Raw genomic sequence first — 12,259 nt, forward strand, 5'->3', positions numbered from 1 at the left:
AGCGTGCCAAGCCGGTCTATGGTTGGCGCAGACCCGGAAAACGGGCGATTGAGGCAAATTGGCGGTGATCCATGACGGAAATGGTCTATGGCGCGGTACCGGTGCAAACCGGCGACCCGGTTCTTCCACGGTGGTGGCGGACGATTGATAAATGGACGTTGTCCTGTGTGCTGGTGTTGTTCGCCATTGGGCTTTTGCTTGGGCTTGCCGCATCGCCGCCTTTGGCCGCGCGCACCGGGCTGGAACCTTTTCACTATGTCATCCGGCAAGGCATTTTCGGCGGACTTGCGATTGCGGTGATGATCGTTGTGTCGATGATGTCGCCCACCATGGTGCGCAGACTGGCGATCCTTGGGTTTCTATGCGCATTCATCTCGCTGGCGCTGTTGCCGGTTCTGGGCACGGATTTCGGCAAGGGGGCGACCCGCTGGTATTCGCTGGGTTTCGTATCAGTTCAGCCATCCGAGTTCCTCAAGCCTGGTTTCGTCGTCATGGCTGCATGGCTTTTGTCTGCGTCGACCCAGTTGGGCGGGCCGCCCGGCAAGCTCTATTCCTTTGTCCTGACCATGGCGATCACGCTGATGCTGGCCATGCAACCTGACTTTGGGCAGGCTGCGTTGATCATGTTCGCCTGGGGCCTGATGTATTTTGTGGCAGGCGCGCCGATGACTTTGCTGATCGGGCTGGCCGGGGCAGCATTTTTTGCCGGCACGATTTTCTATTCCAGTTCGGAACACTTCGCGCGCCGGATCGACGGGTTCCTGTCGCCCGATGTCGACCCCACGACCCAGCTCGGGTTCGCCACCAATGCGATCCGCGAAGGCGGATTCTTCGGCGTCGGCGTGGGCGAAGGTCAGGTGAAATGGTCCTTGCCAGACGCCCATACCGATTTCATCATCGCCGTCGCGGCCGAGGAATATGGCCTTGTCTGCGTGCTGATCATCATCGCGCTTTATATCACTATCGTCGTTGGGTCCCTGCTGCGGCTGATGAAAGAGCGTGACCCCTTCATCCGGCTGGCGGGCACCGGCCTGGCCTGTATCTTTGGCGCGCAGGCGATGATCAACATGGGCGTGGCGGTGCGGTTGTTGCCCGCCAAGGGGATGACCTTGCCTTTCGTGTCCTATGGCGGGTCGTCGCTGATCGCGGGTGGTATCGCCATCGGGATGCTGTTGGCCTTCACCCGCAGCAGGCCTCAGGGCGAGATGGGCGATATCCTGCTGCGGCGGGCGAACAGATGAAGACACCTTTGCTGATCATCGCCGCCGGTGGCACCGGCGGGCATATGTTTCCGGCACAGGCTTTGGCCGAGGCGATGCTGGCCCGTGGTTGGCGTGTGAAACTGTCCACCGATGCGCGCGGTGCGCGCTATACGGGTGGCTTTCCACATGATGTGACAGTCACGACAGTCGGCAGCGCGACCTTTGCCCGTGGCGGCAAGGCTGCGAAACTTGCCGTGCCGTTCCGCATCATGGGCGGGATCGCTGCGGCCAAATGGCGGATGCTGCGTGACCGGCCTGCGGTGGTCGTGGGCTTTGGCGGCTATCCGGCGATCCCGGCAATGTCTGCAGCCTGGGCCTTACGGATCCCGCGGATGATCCATGAACAAAACGGCGTGTTGGGCCGGGTCAATCAGATCTTTGCCAAACGGGTGGATCAGGTCGCTTGCGGCACATGGCCGACCGCGCTGCCGGAGGGAGTGACCGGGGTGCATACCGGCAATCCTGTGCGCGGCGCGGTGCTGGCGCGCGCCGGGGCGCCGTTCATCCCGCCGGGCGATTATCCGATGGCCCTACTGGTGCTTGGCGGATCGCAGGGCGCGCGGATCATGTCCGATGTGGTCCCTGCAGCCATCGCTGCTTTACCCGATGATCTGCGCCACAACATCCGTGTCAGCCATCAGGCGCGGCCCGAAGATATGGAGCGCGTCGCGCATTTCTACGCCGAGGCCGGTATTGCCGCCGAGGTACAGAGCTTTTTCACCGACATCCCCGCAAGGATGAGTGAGGCGCAGTTGGTCATCTCGCGCTCCGGTGCTTCCACTGTAGCGGATGTCAGCGTGATCGGGCGCCCGGCGATCTGGGTGCCGTTCGCGGCTGCCCTGCGGGATGAACAGACTGCCAACGCGCGCCAGTTGGTCGAAGCAGGGGCCGCGCTGATGATGACTGAGACGCATTTTGATGCGCCGACCCTGACGATGGCATTGCAGAACCTGCTGACCGATGACGCCATGGCCGCCGATATGGCCCGCAAGGCTGTGGCGTGCAGCGTGCCTGACGCGACAGAACGGCTTGTGCAACTGGTTGAAAATCTGGCAGAGGCAGGCAAGAAATGATGGATGGAACACCTTTGATGACTGCTGCAACCAAACTGCCTCTTGATATCGGCCCGATCCATTTTGTCGGGATCGGCGGGATCGGAATGTCGGGCATTGCAGAAGTGTTGCTGAACCACGGATACCGTGTGCAGGGGTCGGATCTGAAAGCCTCGAAAATCACCGATCGGCTGAAAGCCTTGGGCGCCGTGATCTTTGAAGGGCAGCGCGCCGAGAACCTGTCAGGGGCAGAGGTGGTGGTGATTTCCTCTGCCATCAAGACCGGCAATGCCGAACTGGACGCGGCCCGCGCCAAGGGCCTGCCTGTCGTGCGCCGGGCGGAAATGCTGGCCGAACTGATGCGGCTCAAATCCAATGTCGCGGTTGCCGGCACGCATGGGAAGACCACCACTACGACAATGGTGGCGGCTCTGCTGGACGAAGGCGACATCGACCCAACTGTCATCAACGGCGGGATTATCCACGCCTATGGGTCCAACGCCAGGATGGGGCAGGGCGAATGGATGGTGGTCGAGGCGGACGAATCCGACGGCACCTTCAACCGCCTGCCCGCAACCATCGCGATTGTCACGAACATTGACCCCGAACATATGGAACATTGGGGCACGATCGAGAACCTGCGCAAAGGGTTCTATGATTTTGTGTCCAACATTCCGTTTTATGGCCTTGCCGTTTGCTGCACTGACCATCCCGAGGTGCAGGCGCTGGTGGGCCGGATCACCGACCGCCGCGTCGTGACCTTCGGCTTCAACGCGCAGGCCGATGTCCGGGCGATCAATCTCACCTACAATGCCGGTGTCGCGCATTTCGATATTGCCCTACAATCCGAGGATCAGGTGATCGAGGGCTGCGAATTGCCGATGCCCGGCGATCACAATGTGTCCAACGCTTTGGCCGCTGTCGCTGTGGCGCGGCATCTGGGGCTGAAAAAGGATGAAATCCGCGCGGCGCTGAAGGGGTTCGGTGGCGTCAACCGCCGCTTTACCAAAGTGGGTGAAGTGAATGGCGTGACCATCATCGACGATTACGGCCATCACCCGGTCGAGATTGCCGCCGTGTTGCGCGCCGCACGACAGGCCACCACGGGCCGTGTGATCGCTGTGCACCAGCCGCACCGCTACAGCCGCCTGTCGCATCATTTCGAAGATTTCTGCACCTGTTTCAACGATGCCGATGTGGTCGGCATCTCGGAAGTCTATGCCGCTGGCGAAGACCCGATTGTAGGTGCCGGTCACGCGGATCTGGTCGCAGGCCTGATCCGCCACGGCCACCGCCACGCCCGCATCGTGAATTCCGAGGATGATCTGGAACGGCTGGTGCGCGAACAGGCCAAACCGGGCGATATGGTGGTCTGCCTCGGGGCGGGAACGATCAGCGCCTGGGCAAACGGGCTGCCGGGGCGGTTGCAGGGGTAGGGACCTGATGACCCCGGCCCTCATCGTCATCGCTCTGTGGGTCGTGCTGGCCTTTGTCATGGCAGCTTTCCCGTCTACCGATAACCACTGGCGGCGCGCCTATATCCTGATTGCTATCGGTCTGCCCTTGCTTGTCTGGGTGACCTGGCAGGCGGGGCCATGGGCCGGGACTCTCGCGCTGGCCGTCGGCGGGTTGGTCCTGCGCTGGCCCTTGTTTTATCTGTGGCGCTGGCTGCGCGGGGTGCGTTGATGGCGGTGGTTGCAATCATGGTCCTTTGCGCGCTGGTGCCTTTTTTCGCCTTGGTCCGGCTTGCGCGCATGGGGCAGTTCGGTCTGGTCATGTCGCTCCTCTCGGTGCTGGGGGCGGTTGCTGTCATCCTCGGCTATGCGATGGGTGCGCCTTTTGGCATCGATCCGGTTCAGGCGATGGCGATCTTGTTGCTGGGCGTCGTTCCGGGCCTGATGGGGGGCGGTGCCGGGGCGCTGCTTGGTAGGGCTCTGCGCGACCGTGATGACAGCAGGGTTGGAAAGTGAAAGATTGGTCCAAACACAAAGCGGAGTCGGCGTATGCTTTCTGAAGGCGCGATGCTACTCGTGACCCCGGTCATTGCCGTTGCCCTCGCGATGGGCTTGGCATTCTGGATGGGGCGGCTTCAGTCCCGGGTTGGGCTATGGGCGTTGGCAGTGATCTGGCTGGTCTTTACACTGGCGATGATTCTTGGTGTGAACACCATAAATGGCTGGGATCGCGTTTTGTATATGCTCGGTCTGATCATTGTGTCCTGCCCAGCGGCGCTGGGTGCGTTGATTGGTGCCAGCTTGGGATGGCGGCGCAAGGAGAAAACCCTGCATGTATGATATGCCCCACGTCCGAGGGACGCTGACCCCACATCGCCCGCTGGCGGACCTGACATGGATGCGCGTCGGTGGCCCGGCAGAGATGCTTTTTCAGCCTGCGGATGCCGATGATTTGTCCGCGTTCCTAGCGGCTCTTGATCCATCAGTCCCGGTTTTTCCCATGGGGGTCGGCAGCAATCTGATCGTGCGTGATGGCGGCATTCCGGGTGTGGTGATCAGGTTGGGGCGCGGGTTCAACGCGATAACGATTCAAGGCGACAGGGTGACAGCCGGGGCCGCAGCACTTGACGTCCATGTCGCGCGCCGCGCCGCCGAGGCGGGGCTGGACCTGACCTTTCTGCGCACGATCCCCGGCACCATTGGTGGGGCGGTGCGGATGAATGCCGGTTGTTACGGGGCCTATGTGGCTGATGTCCTGATATCGGTGACAGTTGTGCTGCGCGATGGGACTATCGCCGAACTGACCCCTGACGATCTGCAACTTGCCTATCGGCAAAGCCAATTGCCAGAAGGGGCCGTGATCCTTGCCGCAACGTTCAAGGCACCCTCGGACGACCCCGAAGCCCTTGCCGCGCGGATGGAGGATCAACTGGCCAAGCGCGACGCGTCCCAGCCGACCAAGGACCGCACCGCCGGGTCGACCTTTCGCAATCCAGCGGGGTTTTCGTCCACGGGTCGCGCCGACGATACCCATGAAATGAAGGCCTGGGCGGTCATCGATGCTGCCGGGATGCGTGGTGCCGTCCTCGGCGGGGCGATGATAAATACCAAACATTCCAATTTTTTGACCAATGCAGGCGGGGCGACCGCCGCCGATCTGGAGGATCTGGGCGAATTGGTGCGGAAAAAGGTTTACGATTCCCAAGGGATCACGCTACAGTGGGAAATTATGCGGGTAGGCGTACGAACAGGCGACCCAACCGCAGATTAAATGCAAAAGACCATGCCCCGGAAAAGGGGCAGATCAAACGACGGGTCGCAAAGACCCGCGAAAAGGGCAGTGGGTATGTCGAGCAGGGCAAACCCGAAAGTAGTTGTTCTGATGGGTGGCCCATCGGCTGAACGCGAAGTTTCGCTCAGCTCGGGCCGCGAATGTGCAGCGGCTTTGCGGGCGACAGAATGTGACGTGATTGAGGTCGACGCCGGCCCCGACCTCGCCACGCGTCTGACCGACATTGCCCCGGATGTCGTCTTCAACGCCCTGCATGGTCGCTGGGGCGAAGATGGTGCAGTACAGGGCCTGCTCGAATGGTTGCGGATTCCCTATACGCATTCGGGCATCCTCGCCTCGGCGCTGACGCTGGATAAAGAACGCACCAAAGTTGTTTATCGCGCACATGGTCTTCCGGTTATGGACAGCATTGTGGCTGATGCCGACGATGTGCGCGCGCGCCATGTGATGCCGCCGCCCTATGTGGTCAAACCTTATAACGAAGGCTCCAGCGTCGGGATTTACATCGTTCACGAAGCCGCCAACGGCCCGCCGCAACTGTCCGATGACATGCCCAAGCGCGTGATGGTCGAAACCTATGCGCCGGGGCGTGAGCTGACGACAACCGTGATGGGCGACGCGCCGCTGACCGTCACCGATATCATCACAGATGGCTGGTATGATTATCATGCAAAATATGCGCCGGGCGGGTCGCGCCATGTCGTGCCTGCGGATATCCCTGCGCAGATTTTCGATACCTGCATGGATTATGCCCTGCGCGCCCACCAAGCCCTGGGCTGTCGCGGCATCAGCCGGACGGATTTCCGCTGGGACGAAAGACGGGGCGTTGATGGCTTGGTCCTGCTGGAAACCAACACCCAGCCCGGCATGACACCCACGTCGCTGGCGCCGGAACAGGCCGCGAAAATGGGCATCACCTTTCCACAATTGTGCCGCTGGTTGGTGGAGGATGCGTCATGCGATCGTTGATTCGCCGCAAGCGATACGCATCCGATGTGCCGCATGATCCGGCACCGTCAAAGCTCGGCTATCGCTATCAGCGGCTGATGCTGACGCCGGGGTTTCGCGCCAGCGTCAAGATTGGCGTACCGATCCTGTTGGTCGCGGCGATTGCGGGGTCGTGGTATTCCAAGCCGGAAAATCGTGCACTTTTGGAAACGACGATTGCCGAAACGGTGCAGGGATTTCAGGAACGCCCGCAGTTCATGGTGCAATCCATGGTGGTGAATGGCGCGGATGGTCCGATCATGACGGATGTGACAGCGCTGCTGCCGAAGAATTTTCCACTCTCTTCCTTTGAACTGGATTTGCTGGCGATCCGTGCCGAGATCGAGGCGCTGGACGCCGTGCGTTCTGCCTCTGTGCGGGTCGGGCCGGGGGGGGCTTTGCAGGTCGATGTCACCCCGCGCGAACCCGTGGCCCTATGGCGTGATGGTCCGGTGCTGCGGCTGATCGATGCCGAAGGTGTGCAATCGGGCACAGTGCAGGCGCGCAGCAACCGTCTGGACCTCCCGCTGATTGCCGGCGACGGCGCAGAGCAGAATATTCAGGAAGCGCTCGACCTTTATGCAGGGGCCGGCCCTTTGCGCGACCGGGTGCGCGGGCTGGTGCGGATGGGCGAACGCCGCTGGGATATCATTCTGGATCGCGATCAGCGGATCATGTTGCCCGGCGACGGGGCGGTTCCGGCCTTTGACCGGGTGATCGCGCTGAATGCGGCGCAGGATATGCTGGAACGGGATGTGGCGATTGTCGATATGCGCAACGCCAATCGCCCCACCTTGCGGATGAACGAAGATGCTGCGGCCGCTTTGCGCCGCGTAAGTACAACAACAGATGGAGCGGGCAATTGATGGGCGATCTTTACGACAGTCAACGGGCGATGCGGCAAATGCGTAAAGCCGCGATGCAGCGCGGTGTTGTCGCGGTGCTGGATATCGGCACATCCAAGATCGCCTGCCTTGTGCTGCGCTTTGACGGACCGGAACGCTTCCGCAGCGTCGATGGTGTCGGGTCCATGGCGGGGCAATCGCAGTTCCGCGTCATCGGGGCCGCGACCACAAGGTCGCGTGGTGTGCGTTTTGGCGAAGTCGATGCGATGCAGGAAACCGAACGCGCGATCCGCACGGCGGTGCAGGCAGCGCAAAAAATGGCCAATGTCCGCGTGGATCATGTGATTGCCTGCCTGTCCGGCGCGCGCCCCCGGTCTTATGGTCTGGCGGGTGAGCTTGATGTGTCCGGCAGCATGGTCACCGAACAAGATATCAGCCAGGTGATGGCGAATTGCGACGTCCCCGAATATGGCAGCGACCGCGAGGTGCTGCATGCCCAGCCGGTGAATTTCGCGCTTGATAACCGATCGGGCATGGCCGATCCGCGCGGGCAGATCGGCAATAAGCTGACCACCGATATGCATATGCTGACGGTTGATGCCGCGGCGATCCAGAACCTGTTTTACTGTATCAAGCGCTGTGATCTTGAACTCGCGGGACTGGCGTCATCGGCTTATGTCTCTGGCATGTCCACGCTGGTGGAGGATGAACAGGAACTGGGCGCTGCCTGCGTTGATCTGGGCGGGGGATCGACAGGTATTTCTGTCTTCATGAAGAAGCACATGATCTACGCGGATTCCGTGCGGATGGGGGGGGATCACGTCACCTCTGACATCTCGATGGGGTTGCAGATCCCGGCGGCCACGGCAGAGCGGATCAAGACTTTTTACGGCGGCGTCGTCGCCACCGGCATGGATGACCGCGAGATGATCGAGATCGGCGGCGATACCGGCGATTGGGAACGCGACCGCCGCACCGTCAGCCGGGCAGAGCTGATCGGCATCATGCGCCCGCGCGTCGAGGAAATTCTGGAAGAGGTCCGCGTCAGATTGGACGCCGCCGGGTTCGAACATCTGCCCAGCCAGCAGATTGTCCTGACGGGTGGTGGCAGCCAGATCCCCGGGCTTGACGGGCTGGCTAGCAAGATCTTGGGTCAACAGGTGCGCCTTGGCCGTCCTTTGCGGGTGCAAGGGCTGCCGCAGGCGGCCATCGGACCGGCGTTTTCCGGGGCTGTCGGACTGTCCTTGTTTGCGGCGAACCCGCAGGACGAGTGGTGGGATTTCGAAATTCCGGCAGACCGGTACCCCGCGCGATCACTGAAAAGAGCGGTGAAATGGTTCCGTGACAATTGGTAATGCGCAACATCTTGCCGATTTGCCGATATCGAGCAGGATTGCCGGATTTTCTGTCAAGATTTGGTAGTGATTAAGTGTTTTTTCCGTGACCTTTCGGCATCATCGGGCTATGCTGAAGGTTAATAGGCAGCAGGCGCCCGGTGGGACGGGCTGATATAAAAACAGGCGGACCGAGTTATGACACTGAATCTCTCCCTTCCCGGGCACGACGAACTGAAGCCGCGCATCACTGTTTTCGGCGTGGGCGGCGCTGGCGGCAACGCGGTCAACAACATGATCGAGAAAGAACTCGACGGCGTTGAATTCGTTGTGGCCAATACTGATGCGCAGGCACTTCAACAATCTCGGGCGACCTCCAAGATCCAGATGGGCCTGAAGGTGACCGAAGGGCTGGGTGCCGGTGCGCGCGCAAGCGTCGGCGCTGCTGCTGCCGAAGAAAGCATCGAACAGATTGTCGATCATCTGGCTGGCGCGCATATGTGTTTCATCACCGCCGGTATGGGCGGTGGCACCGGTACCGGTGCCGCACCGATCATCGCGCAGGCCGCGCGTGAATTGGGTGTGCTGACTGTCGGCGTCGTGACCAAGCCGTTCCAGTTCGAAGGCGGCAAGCGGATGCGTCAGGCCGATGACGGTATCGAAGCCCTGCAAAAGGTTGTCGACACGCTGATCATCATCCCCAACCAGAACCTGTTCCGGCTGGCCAATGAAAACACCACCTTTACCGAGGCTTTCGCGCTCGCCGATGATGTCCTCTATCAGGGCGTCAAGGGTGTGACCGATCTGATGGTTCGTCCCGGCCTGATCAACCTCGATTTTGCCGATGTTCGCGCTGTAATGGACGAAATGGGCAAGGCGATGATGGGCACCGGCGAGGCCGAAGGCGAAAACCGCGCCGTGCAGGCTGCCGAAAAAGCCATTGCCAACCCGCTGCTGGATGAAATCAGCCTCGAAGGCGCGCGTGGCGTGTTGATCAACATCACTGGTGGCTATGACCTGACCCTGTTCGAACTAGACGAAGCCGCCAACAAGATCCGCGAAAAGGTCGACCCGGAGGCGAATATCATCGTCGGTTCCACGCTGGATACCAGTATGGAAGGCCGGATGCGTGTGTCCGTTGTGGCCACCGGCATCGACGCCAAGGCAAAACGCGCAGAAGATGCCGCACCGCGCCGGTCGATGGCTGCACCATTGCCACAGGCTCATCAGGCACCCGTTGCGGCACCCGCCGCAGCGCGTGTGGCAGCAGAGCGTGTGACACCGCCAGCACCTGTCGCCGCGCAGCCCGAACCAACCCTGTTCGAGGAATTCGAAGAACAGCCCGCGCCGGCATTCGCACCGCGTCGTGAAGCGCCTGCAGCCCAGACGCGCGCCGACGATCTGCCGCCGCCCGCCTACACGCCACGGCCCGAACCTACGCTGGCCGATGCCGACAGCTTTGTCGCGCCGCGCGCGCCCTCTGCCCCCGGCACACCTTCGCCAGAGGCTTTGGCTCGGTTGCAGGCCGCAGTGAACCGCGTTCCCAAAACAGCAGAGCAACAGACACGGACCGCTGCAGCCCCCCGCGCGGCAGAGCCTGAAAAACCACGTTTCGGAATCAATTCGCTGATCAACCGCATGACCGGCGCGCAGGCAGAGACGGCGTCGCAACAGCCGTCACGTGCGCAGCCTCAGGTGACGGCACTGCGCCAGGAACCGCAGGAAGACCAAGGCGAACAGGATCGAATCGAAATTCCGGCTTTCCTGCGTCGTCAAGCGAACTGATCGGAACAGCCACGTCCGTTACAAAATGCTTACACGAAAGGGAAAGGCCGCAGAGATGCGGCTTTTTCTTTTTATATCAATGGGTTGCTTTTGTGTCCGCGCGATTGAAATACCATGTTTCAGTCCGTCGCAAAGAGTGAATTGAGAATGCTGCATCTGCGCACTAGGTAAATTGTCATTCGGTATAAAAATAAAGTAACGCGCAGTGCAACAAACTCTGAAATCCGCAGCCGCCTTTGAAGGCATAGGTTTGCACACCGGCGCGCCTGTGCGTCTGGTTATTCATCCTGCGGCGGCGGGAACGGGTGTTGTGTTCCGGCGCGTTGACTTGCACGATATGCCTTTGCTCAAGGCGTTGTGGAACAATGTGATCGTGTCGCCTTTGAACACCCGCCTGGGCAATGCAGATGGTGTGTCAGTGTCCACGATAGAGCATCTGATGGCGGCTTTGTCGGGCTGCGGGGTGCATAATGCGATGATCGATATTGATGGGCCCGAGGTTCCAATCATGGATGGCAGCGCTGCGATATTTGTGCGTGGCATCGTGGCTGCCGGGCTTCACCGCGATCCCGCGCCCTTGAACGCGATAGAGGTGCTGCGCGAAGTTTCCGTCACCCAAGGTGCGGCATTCGCATCCTTACGTCCGGCGACAACGCTGCAGATCGACTTTTCGATTGATTTTGATGATGCAGCCATCGGCCGCCAGCATAAGACGCTGAACATGGCCAATGGCGCTTTCGTGCGCGAATTGTGTGACAGCCGCACTTTCTGCCGTGCCATCGATGTGGATATGATGCGCGCACAGGGACTGGCCTTGGGCGGAAGCATGGAGAACGCGGTCGTCGTCGACGGTGACCAGATCCTGTCACCCGGTGGCCTGCGCCATCCGGACGAGGCGGTTCGCCATAAGATGCTGGATGCTCTGGGCGATCTGTACACGGCCGGTGCGCCGGTGCTGGGCCGCTACACCGGCTCTCGTGCGGGACATGCAATGACAAACCTGTTGTTGCGTGCGCTTTTTGCGCAGCCCGACGCATGGCGGCTGGTCCGCTGCGACAGCAATATCGCCGCGCGCCTGCCCGGTGTGGGGGTCAGCCAGGCCGATCTTGTGGCCGTTGCCTGAGCGTTGCTACCAAGCTGTTGATCGCTTGCTGATCAAAAGGCATTTTGCCCCCCAATTTTGTATGCTAGACCCTTCTCAGACCAACAAACGCCGCGTTCTTTGTGCACGCAGTAAGGTATGAGGACAGCTAACGTGACAAGCAGCAAAACAAACAAACGCGTTCTGGGCGCGGTTGCCGCCCTTATTTTGCTGGCGGCCTGTGGCGGCGGCGGCGGTGATAATCGTCCTTTGGACGATTTGACCGCGCAGCAGATATTCAATCTGGGCGAACAGCAGGTCGAGGCGGGTAACCCCGATCGCGCTGCTGTCACATTCGGCGAGATCGAACGCCTTTACCCTTATTCCGAATTCGCCCAACGCGCGCTGATCATGCAGGCGTTTGCCTATCACAAGGATCGTGATTATCCTAACAGCCGCGCGTCGGCGCAGCGGTTCCTTGATTTCTATCCGGCCGAACAGGATGCGCCCTATGCCGCCTATCTGCTGGCCTTGTCTTACTACGACCAGATCAGCGACATTGGCCGCGATCAGGGTCTGACCTTTCAGGCGCTGCAATCGCTGCGCGCGGTGATCGAGAACTATCCAGACAGCGAATATGCCGCCGCTTCGGTCGCGAAATTCGATC

At 60.8% G+C, this 12,259-nt stretch carries 13 protein-coding genes; all 13 read left to right on the top strand.

Annotated elements, in window-relative coordinates; all coding sequences use genetic code 11:
* Positions 1-71 precede the first annotated feature (71 nt).
* Positions 72-1,241 (top strand): putative lipid II flippase FtsW, encoded by a 1,170-nt coding sequence (ftsW, locus tag ACK4TM_RS08175; RefSeq protein ID WP_409699486.1) that lies wholly within the window; start codon positions 72-74, stop codon positions 1,239-1,241.
* Positions 1,238-2,335 (top strand): UDP-N-acetylglucosamine--N-acetylmuramyl-(pentapeptide) pyrophosphoryl-undecaprenol N-acetylglucosamine transferase, encoded by a 1,098-nt coding sequence (locus ACK4TM_RS08180; RefSeq protein ID WP_409699489.1) that lies wholly within the window; start codon positions 1,238-1,240, stop codon positions 2,333-2,335. The genes ftsW and ACK4TM_RS08180 overlap by 4 nt, the downstream gene beginning before the upstream one ends.
* Before the next feature lie 17 nt (positions 2,336-2,352).
* Entirely contained in the window at positions 2,353-3,750 is a 1,398-nt protein-coding gene (murC, locus tag ACK4TM_RS08185) for a UDP-N-acetylmuramate--L-alanine ligase (RefSeq protein ID WP_409699492.1), read from the top strand.
* 7 nt (positions 3,751-3,757) lie between these two features.
* Positions 3,758-4,000, top strand: coding sequence for a DUF2484 family protein (locus ACK4TM_RS08190; RefSeq protein WP_409699495.1), 243 nt, complete (start codon positions 3,758-3,760; stop codon positions 3,998-4,000).
* Positions 4,000-4,284: a UDP-N-acetylmuramate--alanine ligase gene (locus ACK4TM_RS08195; protein ID WP_409699498.1), complete on the top strand. Its 285-nt coding sequence runs from the start codon at positions 4,000-4,002 to the stop codon at positions 4,282-4,284. The genes ACK4TM_RS08190 and ACK4TM_RS08195 overlap by 1 nt, the downstream gene beginning before the upstream one ends.
* Positions 4,285-4,317: 33 nt before the next feature.
* The gene (locus tag ACK4TM_RS08200) at positions 4,318-4,608 is read left to right on the top strand and encodes a hypothetical protein (RefSeq protein WP_409699501.1); all 291 of its coding nucleotides are present in this window, start codon (positions 4,318-4,320) and stop codon (positions 4,606-4,608) included.
* Complete coding sequence (gene murB, locus ACK4TM_RS08205) at positions 4,601-5,539, top strand: UDP-N-acetylmuramate dehydrogenase (RefSeq protein WP_409699503.1); 939 nt, start codon at positions 4,601-4,603, stop codon at positions 5,537-5,539. The genes ACK4TM_RS08200 and murB overlap by 8 nt, the downstream gene beginning before the upstream one ends.
* A 75-nt stretch (positions 5,540-5,614) precedes the next feature.
* Complete coding sequence (locus ACK4TM_RS08210; protein ID WP_409699506.1) at positions 5,615-6,529, top strand: D-alanine--D-alanine ligase; 915 nt, start codon at positions 5,615-5,617, stop codon at positions 6,527-6,529.
* A complete protein-coding gene (locus ACK4TM_RS08215; protein WP_409699509.1) occupies positions 6,517-7,413 on the top strand; it encodes a cell division protein FtsQ/DivIB in 897 nt (298 codons plus the stop codon). The genes ACK4TM_RS08210 and ACK4TM_RS08215 overlap by 13 nt, the downstream gene beginning before the upstream one ends.
* Positions 7,413-8,747, top strand: coding sequence for a cell division protein FtsA (gene ftsA, locus ACK4TM_RS08220; RefSeq protein ID WP_409699512.1), 1,335 nt, complete (start codon positions 7,413-7,415; stop codon positions 8,745-8,747). The genes ACK4TM_RS08215 and ftsA overlap by 1 nt, the downstream gene beginning before the upstream one ends.
* A gap of 177 nt (positions 8,748-8,924) precedes the next feature.
* Positions 8,925-10,511, top strand: coding sequence for a cell division protein FtsZ (ftsZ, locus tag ACK4TM_RS08225; RefSeq protein ID WP_409699515.1), 1,587 nt, complete (start codon positions 8,925-8,927; stop codon positions 10,509-10,511).
* Positions 10,512-10,716: 205 nt separating this feature from the next.
* A complete protein-coding gene (gene lpxC / locus ACK4TM_RS08230) occupies positions 10,717-11,634 on the top strand; it encodes a UDP-3-O-acyl-N-acetylglucosamine deacetylase (RefSeq protein ID WP_409699518.1) in 918 nt (305 codons plus the stop codon).
* 117 nt (positions 11,635-11,751) lie between these two features.
* A partial coding sequence (gene bamD, locus ACK4TM_RS08235; RefSeq protein ID WP_409699522.1) for an outer membrane protein assembly factor BamD occupies positions 11,752-12,259 on the top strand: 508 nt, incomplete at its 3' end.

Source organism: Yoonia sp. (genome assembly GCF_046292185.1).
In the GTDB taxonomy this organism is placed as follows: domain Bacteria; phylum Pseudomonadota; class Alphaproteobacteria; order Rhodobacterales; family Rhodobacteraceae; genus Yoonia.

Excerpts from the sequence above, each read along its gene's own strand:
- ftsW (WP_409699486.1), top strand. The coding sequence starts at position 72 with ATGACGGAAATGGTCTATGGCGCGGTACCGGTGCAAACCGGCGACCCG.
- ACK4TM_RS08180 (WP_409699489.1), top strand. The coding sequence starts at position 1,238 with ATGAAGACACCTTTGCTGATCATCGCCGCCGGTGGCACCGGCGGGCAT.
- murC (WP_409699492.1), top strand. The coding sequence starts at position 2,353 with ATGACTGCTGCAACCAAACTGCCTCTTGATATCGGCCCGATCCATTTT.
- ACK4TM_RS08190 (WP_409699495.1), top strand. The coding sequence starts at position 3,758 with ATGACCCCGGCCCTCATCGTCATCGCTCTGTGGGTCGTGCTGGCCTTT.
- ACK4TM_RS08195 (WP_409699498.1), top strand. The coding sequence starts at position 4,000 with ATGGCGGTGGTTGCAATCATGGTCCTTTGCGCGCTGGTGCCTTTTTTC.
- ACK4TM_RS08200 (WP_409699501.1), top strand. The coding sequence starts at position 4,318 with ATGCTTTCTGAAGGCGCGATGCTACTCGTGACCCCGGTCATTGCCGTT.
- murB (WP_409699503.1), top strand. The coding sequence starts at position 4,601 with ATGTATGATATGCCCCACGTCCGAGGGACGCTGACCCCACATCGCCCG.
- ACK4TM_RS08210 (WP_409699506.1), top strand. The coding sequence starts at position 5,615 with ATGTCGAGCAGGGCAAACCCGAAAGTAGTTGTTCTGATGGGTGGCCCA.
- ACK4TM_RS08215 (WP_409699509.1), top strand. The coding sequence starts at position 6,517 with ATGCGATCGTTGATTCGCCGCAAGCGATACGCATCCGATGTGCCGCAT.
- ftsA (WP_409699512.1), top strand. The coding sequence starts at position 7,413 with ATGGGCGATCTTTACGACAGTCAACGGGCGATGCGGCAAATGCGTAAA.
- ftsZ (WP_409699515.1), top strand. The coding sequence starts at position 8,925 with ATGACACTGAATCTCTCCCTTCCCGGGCACGACGAACTGAAGCCGCGC.